The sequence below is a fragment of the Oceanobacillus sp. GQ8 genome, from assembly GCF_059758495.1.
This window is the reverse complement of sequence record NZ_JCAXEV010000002.1, coordinates 492,717-509,472: the sequence shown is the minus strand read 5'-3', so window position 1 is coordinate 509,472 and position 16,756 is coordinate 492,717. Positions and strand designations below refer to the sequence as shown.

At 38.8% G+C, this 16,756-nt stretch carries 15 protein-coding genes; 4 read left to right on the top strand and 11 right to left on the bottom strand.

Translation table 11 applies throughout. The features are described 5' to 3' along the window. Positions 1-206: 206 nt before the first annotated feature. Both AC6CHS_RS07470 and AC6CHS_RS07465 read left to right on the top strand, forming a co-directional pair. Entirely contained in the window at positions 207-1,109 is a 903-nt protein-coding gene (locus tag AC6CHS_RS07470; protein WP_498235281.1) for an SGNH/GDSL hydrolase family protein, read from the top strand. Between the two features lie 5 nt (positions 1,110-1,114). Continuing rightward, the gene (locus AC6CHS_RS07465) at positions 1,115-1,738 is read left to right on the top strand and encodes a YpmS family protein (protein ID WP_498235279.1); all 624 of its coding nucleotides are present in this window, start codon (positions 1,115-1,117) and stop codon (positions 1,736-1,738) included. Between the two features lie 79 nt (positions 1,739-1,817). Here AC6CHS_RS07465 and AC6CHS_RS07460 read toward each other — a convergent pair whose 3' ends face one another. Then, complete coding sequence (locus AC6CHS_RS07460) at positions 1,818-2,447, bottom strand: hypothetical protein (protein WP_498235277.1); 630 nt, start codon at positions 2,445-2,447, stop codon at positions 1,818-1,820. Positions 2,448-2,671: 224 nt separating this feature from the next. Here AC6CHS_RS07460 and AC6CHS_RS07455 point away from each other — a divergent pair, with 224 nt between their 5' ends. Beyond that, positions 2,672-4,294 (top strand): ABC-F family ATP-binding cassette domain-containing protein, encoded by a 1,623-nt coding sequence (locus AC6CHS_RS07455; RefSeq protein ID WP_498235276.1) that lies wholly within the window; start codon positions 2,672-2,674, stop codon positions 4,292-4,294. Between the two features lie 156 nt (positions 4,295-4,450). Here the strand turns inward: AC6CHS_RS07455 and AC6CHS_RS07450 are convergent, their stop codons facing one another. Together AC6CHS_RS07450 and AC6CHS_RS07445 are read right to left on the bottom strand one after the other, a co-directional pair. Next, positions 4,451-5,401 carry an L-threonine 3-dehydrogenase gene (locus tag AC6CHS_RS07450; RefSeq protein ID WP_498235275.1) on the bottom strand — a complete coding sequence of 317 codons (951 nt, stop codon included), beginning with the start codon at positions 5,399-5,401 and terminating at the stop codon, positions 4,451-4,453. Positions 5,402-5,429: 28 nt separating this feature from the next. After that, complete coding sequence (locus AC6CHS_RS07445; RefSeq protein WP_498235273.1) at positions 5,430-6,620, bottom strand: glycine C-acetyltransferase; 1,191 nt, start codon at positions 6,618-6,620, stop codon at positions 5,430-5,432. A gap of 286 nt (positions 6,621-6,906) precedes the next feature. Here AC6CHS_RS07445 and AC6CHS_RS07440 point away from each other — a divergent pair, with 286 nt between their 5' ends. Then, positions 6,907-7,038: a hypothetical protein gene (locus AC6CHS_RS07440; RefSeq protein WP_498235271.1), complete on the top strand. Its 132-nt coding sequence runs from the start codon at positions 6,907-6,909 to the stop codon at positions 7,036-7,038. Positions 7,039-7,138: 100 nt separating this feature from the next. Here AC6CHS_RS07440 and AC6CHS_RS07435 read toward each other — a convergent pair whose 3' ends face one another. The 8 genes from AC6CHS_RS07435 to AC6CHS_RS07400 all read right to left on the bottom strand — a co-directional run bounded on the left by AC6CHS_RS07435 (position 7,139) and on the right by AC6CHS_RS07400 (position 16,752). Further along, on the bottom strand, positions 7,139-7,939 hold the full coding sequence (locus AC6CHS_RS07435) for a 3D domain-containing protein (protein WP_498235269.1): 801 nt from the start codon (positions 7,937-7,939) through the stop codon (positions 7,139-7,141). Positions 7,940-8,400: 461 nt separating this feature from the next. Next, positions 8,401-9,411 (bottom strand): ABC transporter ATP-binding protein, encoded by a 1,011-nt coding sequence (locus AC6CHS_RS07430; RefSeq protein WP_379551464.1) that lies wholly within the window; start codon positions 9,409-9,411, stop codon positions 8,401-8,403. Then, a complete protein-coding gene (locus AC6CHS_RS07425; protein WP_238017821.1) occupies positions 9,404-10,432 on the bottom strand; it encodes an ABC transporter ATP-binding protein in 1,029 nt (342 codons plus the stop codon). The genes AC6CHS_RS07430 and AC6CHS_RS07425 overlap by 8 nt, the downstream gene beginning before the upstream one ends. A gap of 17 nt (positions 10,433-10,449) precedes the next feature. After that, the gene (locus tag AC6CHS_RS07420) at positions 10,450-11,370 is read right to left on the bottom strand and encodes an ABC transporter permease (protein WP_498235267.1); all 921 of its coding nucleotides are present in this window, start codon (positions 11,368-11,370) and stop codon (positions 10,450-10,452) included. After that, positions 11,370-12,305: an ABC transporter permease gene (locus AC6CHS_RS07415; protein ID WP_498235265.1), complete on the bottom strand. Its 936-nt coding sequence runs from the start codon at positions 12,303-12,305 to the stop codon at positions 11,370-11,372. Before AC6CHS_RS07415 ends, AC6CHS_RS07420 begins: the two co-directional genes overlap by 1 nt. A gap of 299 nt (positions 12,306-12,604) precedes the next feature. After that, positions 12,605-14,290, bottom strand: a complete 1,686-nt coding sequence (locus AC6CHS_RS07410; RefSeq protein WP_498235263.1) for a peptide ABC transporter substrate-binding protein — start codon at positions 14,288-14,290, stop codon at positions 12,605-12,607. Between the two features lie 466 nt (positions 14,291-14,756). After that, entirely contained in the window at positions 14,757-15,692 is a 936-nt protein-coding gene (locus AC6CHS_RS07405) for an ABC transporter ATP-binding protein (RefSeq protein WP_498235261.1), read from the bottom strand. Position 15,693: 1 nt separating this feature from the next. After that, the gene (locus AC6CHS_RS07400; protein ID WP_498235259.1) at positions 15,694-16,752 is read right to left on the bottom strand and encodes an ABC transporter ATP-binding protein; all 1,059 of its coding nucleotides are present in this window, start codon (positions 16,750-16,752) and stop codon (positions 15,694-15,696) included. Between the last annotated feature and the right edge of the window lie 4 nt (positions 16,753-16,756).

The window sequence follows — 16,756 nt, the reverse complement described above, 5'->3', positions numbered from 1 at the left end:
CTACATAACATACAAAAGAAGTTGTCCACTTCCTAAATGACGGAATTCATGAGATAATCTAGTGTGATATTTTAGAAGTACTAGCCTGACAACATGTAATACAGGCCTATCTTGCATAGGATAATATGAATCCAACAAATTAATCTGTTGGAACTTACACTCCCTGACATGTTAAATAAATTTAAACAGCTAGGTGTGGGATATTGATGAAAAAACGTAATGTAATAATACTTATTTCGCTGTCCGTTCTTATTATCGGTATCGGCATGGTTGTTATCTATTCTTACCAGCCTAACTCGCAATTTAAAGATGTAACTATTATGGAAAGCGAACTGCCGGAAGAAGAGAAAGAGGACCTTGAAAAAGAAGAAGAGGAGCAGACTGAACAAGAGTCAGCTAGCGAAACAGAACAGAAGCCCCTTTCAGAAATCGTTGTTAATGTCGTAGAAAGCACCTTGGAGTTCTTTTCATTAAGAGAGACACATGTAACGGCCATCGGTGATTCGCTCACCCAGGGGGTTGGCGCGACAAATGAACAAGGTGGTTATGTCGGAATATTAGACCGTTCCATTAACGAGGAAGAGGAGCTTGTAGCATTTGATAACCTTGGTATACGCGGTAATCGCTCAGATCAATTACTCTCTAGGTTAGAAGATCCCGAGGTAGTCGACTCCATACATCAGTCAGACATAGTCCTCATTACGATTGGTGCGAATGATATTATGCAAGTGGTAAAAGAAAATTTCACCAACCTAAAAATGGAAAACTTTGATGAAGCACGGGACATGTATGAAGACAGATTAAGAAAAATCTTTTCTAAAATCCACGATATTAGTCCGAAATCTCAAATATACTTGCTAGGTTTTTACGATCCTTTTAGTAAATATTTCCGAGAAATTAAGGAGCTAAGCGTTATCGTAGAGGAATGGAATGGTACCAGTCGTAAGGTCACCGAGGAGCTGGATAATACAATGTATATTCCAACGACAGATCTTTTTGAAGGGTCAGAAGCTGATCTGTTTTCCGAAGATAACTTTCATCCCAATGACAAGGGATATAAACGGATTGCTAAAAGGGTTCTTGAATATCTAACAAGTGAAGAAGGATGAAAACAATGACAGATCGAAAAGAACGTAGGAAAGTAAAAAGTAAATGGAAAAAGTTATTTTATAGCTTATTAGCGATAAATGTTGTAGTGGTAGTCATCCTCCTTGCGCTTATCTTCTGGCCAGTCCCTGATGCTTCCTATCCAGAAAATGAGGCTACATCTCAGGACGAAAGCTCAGAATTTGTTGTAAGAACGACAAAACAAAATCTTAATGACCTAATAAACGCTTATACAGACCAATTATTAAAGGGCACGAGTCATCATTACCGTATCGAATTAGACGAGGATGTGCACCTGATTGGAGAACTTCCTGTATTCTCCGCAACGGTTCCGCTCTCTGCGCACCTAGAACCATTGGTACAGGAAAATGGGGATATTATATTGAAGCAAAAATCGATATCCATAGGGTTACTTGAATTACCGAATCGAAAAATAATGGAGTATATTGGAAAGTACCTTCCAATGCCAGACTGGGTGACCGTGAATCCAAAAAAGGAAGAAATTTATGTTGCCGTTACAGAAATGGATATTCGAAGTAATTTCGAAGTTGGTGTAGAGCATATCGATCTTGAGGCAAATAATCTTGCTTTCCGTATCCGAATTCCTTACCAGACCTTAGGAATTGACTAATGTTGTTGGGAGAGGGAAAAGTAATCGTAATTGCATCCTAATTCTCTCCTAACATAAAAAAACGAGCAATAGCTCGTTTTTATCGAATAACAAATCGTTTAACTTTAGAAGATAATAGAAAAATAAATGATTGCTTTTGCTCTGTCTGTGTTCCTGTTACCAAAGTTTGCTCTTGTCTCATTAAATGACGTGGATAATGTTCTAATTTCCCTTGGTAAATTAATTGCATGCCTTCCAGAGTTCGTAAATCACCAGGCCTTATAAAATGGGATGGTTTCTTTACCTGGATTGTATTTACACCCTCTAGCACTGTCGCCACAAATTGTGAGCAAAACAGGGCGTTTTTACGATTTATTTTAATATGAAATAATACGCCAAAAAGTCCAATGAAATTATATCGATAATTATCTTTCTTTGCTTCAATTTCTTTTATGTTTTTCATGATCTGTTCGCATTCTTCTACTGAAACACTACAGCTGTAAACAGCACACTGGGAGTTTCTTAGAAAATCACTTGTTACGTCTTCTTCTACAAAACCTCCAATAAAAGGGTTTCTAGGACGTTTTCTTCCAAAGCTATATACTTGTCTCAGCTCTCCATCAAGAGAAATGGAAACGTGGTTTAGCGATTGCCGTGTACAAAAGTTTATGGCTTTTGCCAAGTAAGTACCTGTATCAGTAAATAGCAAATAAATTGTTCGCTCTTGCAAATCAGTCCCCCCTCTCCAATCTTACTTCTCTCTATATGTTAAGATGCTTGTTTCATAATCCCTTTTTATCTACTATTGCAAAAAACGAACAAATATACAAGTAAATTTTTAGAAAAGATTACTTCCTATTATAATATATGCGTGTTATACATTGACGAAACCTCTTAAATACCGTAATCTAACTGTGACTGCAATTTCATTTTTATTGGAGGAATCGGTTATACATGATTAATGTAAATAATGTAAGTTTACGATATGGAGATAAAAAATTGTTTGAGGATGTAAATTTAAAATTTACACCCGGCAATTGTTATGGCCTAATTGGGGCCAATGGTGCAGGTAAGTCAACGTTTCTGAAGGTTTTATCGGGTGAAGTTGAAGCCCAATCCGGAAATGTAAGTCTCTCACCAGGAGAAAGACTTGCCGTATTAAAACAGGATCATTTTGCTTATGAAGAACATCAAGTGTTGGAAACAGTTCTGATGGGTCATGAGGAACTATATGCTGTCAAACAAGAAAAAGATGCTATTTACATGAAAGGCGACTTTTCCGAGGAAGACGGTATGCGTGCAGCTGAACTAGAAGGCGAATTCGCTGAAATGAATGGTTGGGAAGCTGAATCTGATGCCGCTGTTTTATTAAAAGGACTAGGCATTGACGAATCCCTTCACATGCTACAAATGGGCGACCTTGCTGCAGACCAAAAGATTAAGGTACTCCTAGCTCAAGCTTTGTTCGGTAATCCAGATATTCTTCTACTGGATGAGCCAACAAACGGACTAGATATTCAAGCAATTCAATGGTTAGAAGAATTTCTAATCAACTTTGAGAATACTGTTATTGTAGTATCACATGACCGTCACTTCCTAAACAAGGTATGTACACACATAGCGGATGTCGATTTTGGTAAAATCCAAATTTATATCGGGAACTATGATTTCTGGTACGAATCCAGCCAGTTGGCTGCACAAATGGCACAAAATGATAACAAGAAAAAAGAAGAAAAAATTAAAGAATTACAAAGCTTTATTGCCAGGTTTAGTGCAAACGCCTCTAAATCTAAGCAAGCAACATCAAGAAAGAAAATGTTGGATAATATTACATTAGATGATATCAAACCATCATCACGTAAGTATCCATACATTGCTTTCACGCCTGAACGCGAAATTGGTAATGATCTTTTACGTGTAGAGGGGTTAACAAAAACTGTTAGTGGTGTGAAAGTCCTTGATAATATCAGCTTTACAATGAATAAGGATGATAAAATTGCCTTAGTCGGTAAAAATGACATTGCAAAAACAACGTTATTTAAAATCCTTGCAGGCGAAATAGAGCCAGATGAGGGTACGTATAAATGGGGTGTAACAACATCTCAGTCCTACTTCCCTAAAGATAACGCTGCTTATTTTGAAAACAATGACCTACCATTAGTTGACTGGCTTCGTCAATATTCACCAGAGGATGAAACAGAAACATTCCTTCGAGGCTTCCTTGGAAGAATGCTGTTCTCTGGTGAAGAAGCACTTAAAAAAGCAAGCGTCCTTTCCGGTGGTGAAAAAGTGCGTTGTATGCTTTCTAAAATGATGCTAAGCAATGCCAATGTCTTAATGTTAGATGAACCAACTAACCATCTTGATTTGGAATCCATTACCTCTTTAAATAATGGACTAATTAAATTCAAAGGTTCCATCTTGTTCACGTCACATGACCATCAGTTTGTGCAAAGTATCGCAAACCGTCTAATTGAAATCACACCAAATGGTATTGTCGATAAAGAAATGAGCTATGACGAGTATGTTGCAGATAAGAAGCTTCAAAAAGAAATTGCTGCAATGTATGCTGGTTAATCTGTTACACTAAACATGAATCGGAGCGAATAACGCATCAAGCGTAATTCGCTCTTTTTTTACCTTAAATACTCGACTTTTTTTGTCAAAGTTTGCCTCCCTAAAAAACACCCCGAAAGATAGTGCCTACCTTTCGGGGTGTTACTTATTGAATTCTTATTGTTTTACAAGCTTCTGTTCTACTTTTTCCAGCATTTCTTTTGTCATTCTATCAATATCGTAATCTGCTTTAAATCCCCATTCTTTCGAGGCAACAGATGAATCTATGCTATTCGGCCAGCTGTTGGCGATATTTTGTCGGACTGGGTCCACATCATAGCTTAATTTGAAATCTGGTATATGCTTTTGGATCGCTGTTTCGAAGTCCTCTGGTGCTGCAGATATCGCAGAAATATTAAAAGCGTTACGATGCTCCAATTTAGTAGGATCAGATTCCATTAACTGGATAATCGCATTTAGAGCATCCGGCATGTACATCATATCCATTTTTGTGCCTTCGCCTATATAAGAGTGATAGGCCTTCTTTTTAATTGCTTCATAATATATCTCCACGGCATAATCTGTGGTTCCCCCGCCCGGAGGTGCGACATAAGAAATCAGGCCAGGAAAACGTACCCCTCTCGTATCCACACCAAAGCGGTGATAATAATAATCAGCCAATAGTTCTCCTGCTACCTTGTTTACACCGTACATCGTGGTTGGACGCTGAAGCGTGTCCTGTGGAGTGTTATCTTTTGGTGTAGATGGTCCGAATGCGCCGATTGAACTAGGCGTGAAGAACTGCAAATCCAGCTCACGCGCTACCTCAAGAGCATTTACAAGACCACCCATATTAATATCCCATGCGACCTTTGGATAGACCTCCGCTTTCGCAGACAGCAATGCAGCCAAGTGCATAACTGTATCCACATTGTACTTGTTTGCTACTTCATGGAGACGTTCAGCATTCGTCACATCGACAATTTCAAAAGGGCCGTCATTGTGGTCTCCTTCTGCTTCTCGAATATCTGTACCAATAACATTATCCATGCCATAAGTCTCTCGTAGTTTGCCCAAAAGTTCGGAGCCAATTTGACCTAGGGCCCCTGTCACTAGTATTTTTTTCATTTTTTCAAACCCCTCATCTTCGTTGATGCTAGATTATGCCCATCTCTTTTCCTACTTTTTGGTAAACCTTCAAGGCGTTATCCAGCATTTCTTTCGTGTGTGCAGCAGTTGGCATGTTACGGACACGCCCTGTGCCTCGTGGGACTGTTGGAAACACAATGGATTTTGCATATACGCCTTCTTCATAAAGTCTTCTGCTAAATTTTTGGGTATCATTTTCATCTCCAATTACACACGGGGTAATTGGTGTTTCACTATTTCCAATATCAAAGCCTAATTCTTTCAAACCGGCTTTCAAGTAATTGGCATTTTCCCATAGTTTTTCATTAAGTTCCGTGCTTTCCATTAATAACTCGATAGCTCGGGTACTTGCAACTGCATCTGCTGGTGAAACGGCTGTGGAGAAAAGAAATGGACGAGAGCGAACTTTCAGCCAGTCAATTAAGTTTGCCTTACCAGCGACATACCCACCGATAACGCCAATTGCTTTAGAAAGTGTTCCCATTTGGAAGTCCACCTTATCCTGCAAGCCGAAATGCTTCACTGTTCCGGCGCCTTTACCAAGTACTCCTGAGCCATGTGCATCATCCACATAGGTGATCAGATCAAACTCCTCTGCAATTTCCACAATCTCAGGAAGCTTGGCAATATCGCCATCCATGGAAAATACTCCATCGGTTATTACCATTACTTTATTATAATTGCCTGATTCTGTTGCCTCTTTTGCTTTTTGACGAAGATCTTCCATATCAGAGTGATTTACACGGATTATTTTCGCCTTAGATAGACGGCAACCATCAATAATAGATGCATGGTTTAGTTCATCTGATAAAATAGCATCATTCTTATCCATAACAGCTGAAATTGCTGCCATGTTACAGTTAAAACCAGATTGGAAGGAAATTGCCGCCTCTGTACCTTTAAATTCAGCTAGCTTTTTTTCTAAATTTAGATGGAGGTCCAATGTCCCATTAATTGTACGTACAGCACCAGCTCCAACACCATGCGAGTCTACAGCATCTTTCGCAACCGCTTTCAGTCTATCATCTGTTGCAAGACCTAAATAGTTGTTAGAAGACAAGTTCACTAACGACTTTCCATCAATGTTAATTTCCGGGCCGTTTGCACCGATTACTGGATCAATTTCATTATATAATCCACGTTCTTTAAGTTCAGCAATATTTTCATTTAAAAAGTTATTTAGTATCTTACTACTCATTACTTTTTCCTCCTTATATGGCAACCACATGGATTTATTGCACTTCTTCTTCACTTTAAGTTTAACACAAAGCCAACTAAATGTTTAATGGAAGTAGATACCTGCTAAATAGTCTAACTCTTCTAAAACTCTTACAAATTTGTAAGAATTACCTGTAAAAATGTAACCAAAAAGCATAGCTAAGACTAACATTCTCGATTATACTTAAAATATAAAGTGAACCTTCAATTGATGAGGGGATTACTGCCAATCAAGGCGGGATAAATAAATTAGTGGAGGCATCAGCATGAAGAAATTACTTGTAGCCTTATTTGCAGTGCTCATCGTTGGGTTTGGCGTAATTGGTTATACTCAAGTCAATGATGACGCAACAGAAATAGTTGACGAAAACTCACATTCTATTAGTATCCAATCTTAGATAATATATATGTTTAATATAAAAAAATAAAAGGAAAACATCTACTAAACGATGCTTTCCTTTTATTTTATAAAGCTTATATTTAATTTTAATTGTTTACTTATTCAACAACAGTAACATCTACTGTACGTACGCCCCAGTCATAAGCGGCATCTTTATTTGGTACGTGCAAGTCAATTTTATTACCTTTAATTGCACCGCCGATATCGGCAGCTGTTGCATAACCATAACCTTCCACATAAACTTTAGAACCAAGTGGAATTACATTAGGGTCAACAGCGATTACTTTTGCATCAGGATTTTCATTTAAATCAACACCTGTTGAAGTAACACCAGAGCAACCATCACAATTTGCAGTGTACGCAGTTGCTGTTACAGAGATAGTTTTTCCTTCTGCTTTTTGATCGGAATTTGAAGTTTGTTTCGATGTTTTCTCTGCTTTGGCTTCTTTCTCTTCTTTATCGGCTTTAGCAGTGTTCTGTGTAGTTACTTCTTTTTCCTTTGTTTCTTTCTTTTCAACTTTGGTAGCTGGCTTGTTTTCCTCTGCAACGTTTACACCCTGAATTTTTAACTCTTGTCCAATTGTAAGTAAATCAGAGTCTAACTCGTTCCAGTCTTTCAAATCTTCTACCGTAGTATCAAACTTTTTAGAAATACCAATTAACGTATCTCCTTTTTCTACCTCATACATTTCATTAATAAATAATGTTTGTTTTGGTAGTATCACAGTGGATTTTAATTCATTTATGTCAACTAGATCGTCTACGGTTGTGTTATATTCGTCTGCAATGTCCCACAGGTTGTCTCCGTGTTTTACCTCGTACTCTTCTGCTGAAACAGTTGTTGCAGCAGCGCCAGCAATAATAATGCCTGTTGCGAATGAAGCTACTAATTTTCTCATTCGATAGTCCCTCCTTGAATTTCTGACATTGACTATCGTACCACACGGGTAGAGCCAATGCAGTTACAAGACTTTTAAGAGTCTATTACAAGCATTACCAAAACTAGCCTCAAATATTACAAATATAATAGATTTGTGTCAAATTACCTATATATCTCACTAGTATTACAATAGATTGCTAATATATCGTATCTTGTTACATAAATGCACAACAGAAAAGAAGAGGCCAGGACAAAGTTATTTACGCAAATGATAAATCCAAAGGAATAGTGATTGAAAAACCACTTCAGAAATATACTTCGCTTTCCATGGGCGGCTGGTGAGCCTCCGGATGCTCCGCATTCCGGGGTCTCGCCTAGGCCTTCCTCCCATAGGAGTCTCCGTATATTTCTTACGCTTATTCTAGCTATCCTCCGTCTTTTGACTAAAACTTTCAGTTATGTCCCGTCCTCTTCTATCTATTAGTTAGCCTGTTTTTGTTTGTACTCTTGATTGTACTTATCATTATACAAGTGGCATGCAACCCAATGCCCTTCTGTATGCTCTTGCCATTCTGGTTCCACTTTAGCACATGACTCCATAGCAAATGGGCATCTTGTTCTAAAACGACAACCGCTTGGTGGGCTTACAGGGCTTGGTACATCTCCTTCCACTATAATACGCTCGCGGGAACGCTCTACTTCTGGGTTTGAAATAGGAATAGCACTTAGTAATGCCTGTGTGTACGGATGCAAAGGCTCTGCGTACAAATCATCACTTGGCGCAATTTCTGCCATTTTCCCTAAGTACATAACCCCTACCCGATCGCTGATATGTTTTACCATGGACAGGTCATGAGCGATGAATAAGTAGGTAAGCCCATGTTCTTTTTGTAATCTTTTAAGAAGATTAACAACCTGTGCTTGAATAGAAACATCCAGTGCAGATATCGGCTCATCAGCTACAATAAATTTAGGGTCTACTGCCAATGCACGGGCGATACCAATACGTTGTCGCTGCCCTCCACTGAACTCATGGGGATACCTGTTTCCATGTTCACTGTTGAGCCCTACTGTTTCTAGCAATTCATTTACCTTGTCCATTCTTTCTTTTCTTGAATGAGCCAGCTTATGGATATCAAGCCCTTCGGCAATAATATCCTTAACCGTCATACGTGGGTTTAATGACGCATAAGGGTCTTGGAAAATCATCTGCATATCCTGGTTAAACTTCTTTAATTCCTTTTTACGTTTCTTCCCATGAACGTTTTCGCCATAAAAGTCAACTTTGCCTTCTGTTGCCTCGTATAATCGCATAATGGTTCTTCCTGCAGTGGATTTCCCGCAACCAGATTCCCCTACAAGTCCAAAAGTTTCACCTTTATAAATATCAAATGAAACACCATCGACAGCTTTCAATATATTTTTTCTATCTAGTTTAAAATGCTTTTTTAGATCCTTTATTTCTAGTAATTTTTCTTTGCTGCTATGCATGTGTCTTCACCCCTTCAACTCTTGCAGATTGAGGTGGTTCCACATCAGGAGCACGCTCATCTAGCAACCAGCAGGCTGTTTTTTGTGTTGCAGAAACATCGGTATATTCCGGCATGTGATTCTCACAAACTTTCATTGCATAGGGGCAACGGGTAACGAAAGGACAACCCTTTGGAGGATCCTTTAAATCTGGTGGAGACCCTGGTATCGCCTCCAATTCTTCCTCTTTACTATCTAGACTTGGCATTGAAGAAAGCAAGCCCCATGTATATGGATGTTTTGGTTGATAAAAGATTTCATCAACATTCCCTGTTTCTACAATTTTCCCTCCATACATTACAGCAACCCTACTCGCCGCATTCGCAACCACGCCAAGGTCATGTGTAATGAGAATAATAGCTGTTCCAGTTTTCTTTTGGATTTCACGCATCAGGTCAAGTATCTGCGCCTGGATTGTTACATCTAAAGCCGTGGTAGGTTCATCAGCTATCAATAGCTTTGGATCACAAGCAAGCGCTATTGCAATCATAGCCCGTTGCCTCATTCCCCCCGAATATTGATGGGGGTATTGATTAATTCTAGTTTCTGGATTTGGAATACCAACAAGTTTTAACAACTCAACCCCACGATTATGGGCTGCTTTTTTCGACATATTTTGGTGCTTAATCAGGCCTTCAGCAATTTGCTTTCCAACTGTCATAGTTGGGTTTAGAGATGTCATTGGATCCTGAAAAATCATACTAATGTCTCTTCCACGAATCTCTTCCATTTGCTTGTCCGACTTATCGACAAGATTTTCGCCATTAAACATAATCGAACCGCTGGTAAATTTTCCGGGAGGCATCGGAGTTAATCTCATAAGTGATTGTGCAGTTACACTTTTACCTGAACCAGACTCTCCGACAATGGCCAACGTTTCCTGTTCATGTAGGTCAAACTCTACACCACGGACCGCCTGGACTTCTCCTCCATACGTTTCAAATGCTATCGAAAGGTCTTTCACCTCTAATATTTTACTCATTTGTATCTTCCCCTTTTCTATCTTTCTTTCGGATCTAGAGCATCTCTCATTCCATCTCCAATTACGTTAAAAGCCAGCATGGTCAAACAAATGAAAAAGGCTGGAAAGAATAGCTGGAATGGGAAGTACTGAAACGATGCTAATGCATCAGATGACATGGTTCCCCAACTCGCAAGTGGTGCAGGGACACCAAGTCCAAGAAAACTAAGGAATGCTTCTGTAAAGATTGCAGTCGGAATAGTTAATGTTAACGTAACAAGAATCGGGCCCATTGTATTCGGCACAAGATGTTTAAATAGCAATCTTACATTACTCGCTCCAAGAGACTGGGAAGCAAGTACATATTCCTCAGACTTTAATTGCATAACCTGTCCTCTAACAATTCTGGCCATATTTATCCAACCAGTAATTGTCATCGCTATAATCAGCGTCCATAGGCCCTGTGGAAGTATTACCATTAGCAATATTACAACAAGAAGATATGGCACACCGTATAGAATATCCGCAACACGCATCATATACTCATCTACTTTTCCGCCAAAGAAGCCTGCAATAGAACCCCAAATAATTCCAATAATAAGGTCAATCAAGGCTGCCATTAGTCCAATAAACAACGAAATTTTGGCACCATACCACGTTCTTGCAAAGATATCCCTACCAAGGTTGTCTGTCCCAAACCAATGTTCTGCAGAAGGTTGTTTGTTTGCGCTTAAAAGGTCGTTTGAAAAATAATTATGTCCTGATATCGGTCCGCCAATAAAAGACATGATTCCTAATAGAATGATGACGACCACGCCAGAAAGTGCGAGTTTATTCTTTTTAAAACGACGCCAGGCATCCTTCCAATAGGAGTTACTTTCTCCTGCAATTTTCTCAGCTTCATTTTCATCCACGTATAGTGGTTCGAAATCTGAATCCTTCAATTGTGTTTGTGCCATTACGATTTGCCTCCCTTGCCAGTAACCTTAATTCGTGGATCAACGAGACCATACAATAAGTCCACTAGAAGAATTGATATAAGTAGTAGTACACTGAAGAATACTGTCGTACCCATAATTACTGTGTAATCACGATTCGTTACACTCTGTACAAACTCACTGCCCAATCCGGGAATACCAAAGATACTCTCAATAATAAAACTTCCCGTAAGGATGCTAACAACCAGTGGCCCCAAATAAGATACTACTGGAAGTATGGCATTTCGAAGTCCGTGTTTGTATGTTACTACTTTTTGGCTCATCCCTTTGGATTTTGCCGTCTTTATATAATCCGAATTAAGTACTTCCAGCATACTGGAACGCATAAGTCGTGCAATAAATGCGAGTGGTGTCGTAGCAAGTGCCACGGCAGGAAGGATAGAATGCCAGAATGAATCAAATCTAGCAACAGGTAACGCTCCCAGCTTTATAGCAAATATATACTGAAGAATAGTTGCCATTATAAAGCTTGGAACCGAGATACCTAGTACCGCAATTACCATTGCCGTATAATCACCAAACTTGTTATGCTTTACGGCCGCAATAACCCCTAGTAACACGCCAATTGATAAGGCGATAAGAATAGCTTCCAGACCTAGTATTAGCGAATATGGAAAGCTCCTTGCTATAATTTCCGTTACATCTTGACCAACATATTTAAAGGAAGGACCAAAATCAAAGGAAAAAGCGTTGACCACATAATTTATATACTGTACGTGCAATGGTTCATCTAACCCATATGCTTCGTTCATTTGTGCCTCTATTGCGGGAGTCAATTTTTTTTCGGCTGCAAAGGGCCCACCTGGGGCGGCTTGCATCAAGAAAAAAGTAATGGTTACGATTAAAAACAAGGAAACAACAATGTAAACAAGTCGTTTCAGCAGATATCTAGCCAAATGTACACACCTCCACTTTTCTTTCTAAATAAACGCAGTATTTAGTTAATTCCAAAATTAAAGAGGGTGAAATGTTCACCCCCCCCTAAAAAGTACCGAGTCACCCAACATTTTGGTGTCAGATACACAGCTGATAAACAAAGCTCTAGTAAGAGCTTCGCTGTTTTGTTCATTATTCTTTCTAGGAGTTTAATAGTCGTGTTGTTATTTTCTGAAAATTTCTGTGTTAAAAGATATGGGGAGTATAGGGGTATATAATTTATATACCCCTATACTCCATTATTGTTTATAATCTTTTTTTACTCTTCTGTTAGATAACCCCACTTAAATTGTACTCCTCCAAGTCCAGAAACTTCGATATTTTTAACATAGTCTTTACTTAACCATGCGTTTGTATAGAAGTATACTGGAGCAATTGGCATCTCATCCATAAACAGCTTCTCTGCTTCACGTAAGATTTCTTTACGTGCATCAGCATCGCCCTCTGTTCTTGATTGCTCAAGTAGATCGGAGTACTCTTCGCTCTCCCAATTTGTATAGTTATTTCCACCAACTGATTGGAAGATTTCAAGGAAGTTGATCGCATCGTTAAAGTCAGCTAACCAACCCATTCTTCCTGCTTGGAAGTTTCCTTCACTCATGCTGTCAAGATATACGTTCCACTCTTCGTTATTTAACTCAACATCTACACCAAGATTTTCTTTCCACATATCCTGTACGGCCTGCGCAATTGCAGCATGCCCTTCATCCGTATTATAAGATAAACTTATTTGTGGTAACTCATCCATACCTAATTCTTCCAAGCCAGCTTCTAAATATTCTTTTGCTTGCTCAGCGTTATTGTCTTCAAAATATCCTTCTTCATTTTCTTCCCAGATTGATGGAGGAACTAATGCCATTGCAGGCTGTTCTTCACGCTGCGTAATACTTTGAACAATTCCTTCACGGTTAATCGCTGAAGCAAATGCTTTACGGATATTTACATTGTCAAAAGGTGACTCTTCTGTATTAAATGCATAATAGTATACGCCTGCTAGTGAAGATAGATTTAACGATCCGTCCTGCTTCAAAGATGGAATTGCTGGAAGTGGTAATGAGCTTGTTGGATCCCCTGCCCAATCCAATTCTCCATCATTGTACATTTCAAGTGCTGTATTGGCATCGTCAACCATATACATGTTAATTGTTTCAAGTTTTACAGTTTCGGCATCCCAGTAATCTTCATACTTCTTAAGTACTACCTGATCTTTATGTGCCCATGATTCCAAAGTGAATGGACCATTGGTTACGTACATGTCAGATGCTTCCTGAGCCCAGTCATCATTACCTTCTACGACGTTGTGATTAACTGGATAATAAGTATAAAATGCTGTTAGATCAAGGAAATATGGAGTTCCTTGGTTTAGTTCCACGACAAGTGTTTTGTCGTCTTCTACCGTAATTCCTACATCATCCAAGGGTGCTCCTTCTTCTTTTGCTGCTTGAGCTCCTTTAATTGGATATAGCTGGTAAGCATAATCAGTATCTGCATGGTCAGGATCTAGTACCCATTTCCAAGCATATTCAAAATCCTGCGCTGTTACAGGGTCACCGTTTGACCAAGTTGCATCTTCACGAATTTTAAATGTGTATGTTTTTTGATCATCTGAGACTTCATACGACTCAGCCATTGCTTCTTCCACTTCGCCATCTTGGTTAATTCGCATTAGACCTTCGAAAACCTGATCAAGTACAGCTCCGGAAGTAGTATCCGACGCGGTTCCTGGATTAAGTGAAGGTGGCTCTGTTTTTATGTTTATATCAAATGTTTGGTCAGAAGCAAGCTTCTCTTCCCCATCTGATCCTTCTGAATTATCTGAACTGTCTTCCCCTGCATTACTGTCTCCACTGGATTCATCTCCCGAATCATCCCCGCTACACGCTGCTAATAGAAGACCTAAAGCAAAAACCAAAGTTAATAGCAAAAACCATTTCTTCTTTAACATTCTTTGACCCTCCTAATTCTTCTCTAATTTAGTTAACAGATAATTCTAAATTACCTATAAGCAAATTATACTACTAATTTAGAATTATTTCACTATTTTTTGTGCAAAAAAATAGTATTGTTAGATATTTTAAATATTCAATATTTTTTGATTATCCACTAGAACTATTGCTATTATAGGGATTTAGACTGATAGAATTCAAACTTTTTCACTTAAATTAATTTCATAATTTACTCTTTTAAAATACAAGGAACCTTAGAAAAACTCGCATTCACTTGTCCTTTAGCAAATTGGAAAGTTTTTCTTATACTTGGAACTTCAAAATTTCCACTGCGCCTTCTTTGCTTCCTTGCTGAAATTTTATACTTTCCTGACGTGTAAAAAAACTCCGATTATCAAAAATTGATAACCGGAGCCTTCTATCTAACTAGACTAATTATGTGGTAGTTTCTCTCTAGTGAAACTTTTATACAATATACTTTGCTTTGTATTCTGCAAACTCTTTCTCTGAACTGCTGACAAAATGTCCTGGTGCTACTTCACGCATTTTTACCTCTTCCTCTTGCTCATAATTATGCTGACTAGCGTCATAAGTTTTTCGCACTCTTGACCGCTCGTAATCAGGGTCTGGAAGCGGAATAGCTGAGAGTAATGATTGCGTATAAGGATGCATGGGATTACGGTATAAATCCTCTGCTGGTGCAAGTTCAACCAACTTCCCAAAATACATAACACCAATACGGTCACTTATATATTTAATCATAGACAAATCATGCGCTATGAATAAATAAGTTAACTGTTTTTCTTTTTGCAATTTCTTCAACAGGTTGACTACTTGCGCTTGAATTGATACATCCAAAGCCGAAATTGGCTCATCAGCAATGATAAATTCAGGATTTACCGCTAGTGCGCGGGCAATCCCGATCCTTTGTCTTTGTCCACCAGAAAATTCATGTGGGTAACGGTTGGCATGTTCACGATTTAGACCTACTGTCTCCAATAGTGAGTAGACTTTTTCCGCCCGATCTTTTTGTGATTTGGCAAGACCGTGGATATCCATTCCCTCTGCAATAATATCAGATACCTTCATCCTTGGGTTTAATGATGCATAAGGATCCTGGAAAATCATTTGCATTTTTTGGTTAAATTCCTTTAACTCAGAACTAGATTTTTTCCCATGAACATTAACACCTTTATACAGAACCTCGCCATCTGTAGCATCATATAAACGTATTATCGTTCTTCCGGTTGTCGATTTCCCACAACCAGATTCCCCAACTAGCCCTAATGTTTCCCCTTTGTATATATCAAAAGTTATATCATCAACAGCTCGTACTTCTTTCGGTTTTCCAACATTAAAATATTGTTTAAGATTTTTTACTTCCAATAGCTTTTCTGTCAAATCACTCTTCCCCTTTCAAAGAACCAGCTTTTTTCGCTTGGAATTTAGCCATTCTTTCTTTGACTGCACTAGGCGGCTCTACTTTAGGTGCATCGGGATGTAGAAGCCAAGTAGAAGCGAAATGGGTGTCCGACACTTTGAACATTGGTGGTTCTTCTTCCAAATCTATCATCATAGCATAAGGGTTTCTTTGAGCAAACGCATCACCCTTAGGAGGATTAAGCAAGTCTGGTGGAGTACCAGGGATTACATACAGCTCCTCGTCTGTACTATCCAGGCTTGGCATTGAGCTAATTAGCCCCCAGGTATATGGATGTTGTGGATTATAAAATATTTCATCCACTGTTCCGATTTCGACAATTTTACCACCATACATGACTGCTACACGGTCAGCAACATTTGCTACTACCCCTAGATCATGCGTAATAAAAATAATCGATGTCTCTATTTGTTTTTGTAGATCTTTCATTAAGTCCAATATTTGGCCTTGTATCGTAACATCCAAAGCAGTGGTTGGTTCATCTGCAATCAGTACTTTGGGAGCACAAGCGAGTGCAATTGCAATTACCACACGCTGTCTCATTCCTCCAGAGAATTGATGCGGATATTGCTTTAGGCGAATTTCCGGTTTGGGAATTCCAACTAAATCCAACAATTTAATTGCACGTTCCTTTGCTTCCTGTTTGCTTAACTTTTGATGTTTTAATAAAGGCTCCATAATCTGCTTTCCTATTGTCATTGTAGGATTCAAAGAGGTCATCGGATCCTGGAAAATCATTGAAATATCCTGGCCACGCACTTTTTGCATCTCTTTTTCCGATGCTTTGGTAAGATCTTTACCATTAAAAAGGATGTTCCCAGCTTTTATTTCAGAATTCCCTGGGGGTAGCAAGCGCATAATAGACTTGGTTGTTACCGATTTACCAGAACCTGATTCTCCTACAATCGCAAGCGTTTCTCCTTCATTTAAATCAAAGTCCACTCCACGGATTGCCTGTACTTCTCCTGCAAATGTATGGAACGATATATGAAGATCTTTCACTTCCAATAGTTTTTTCATATCC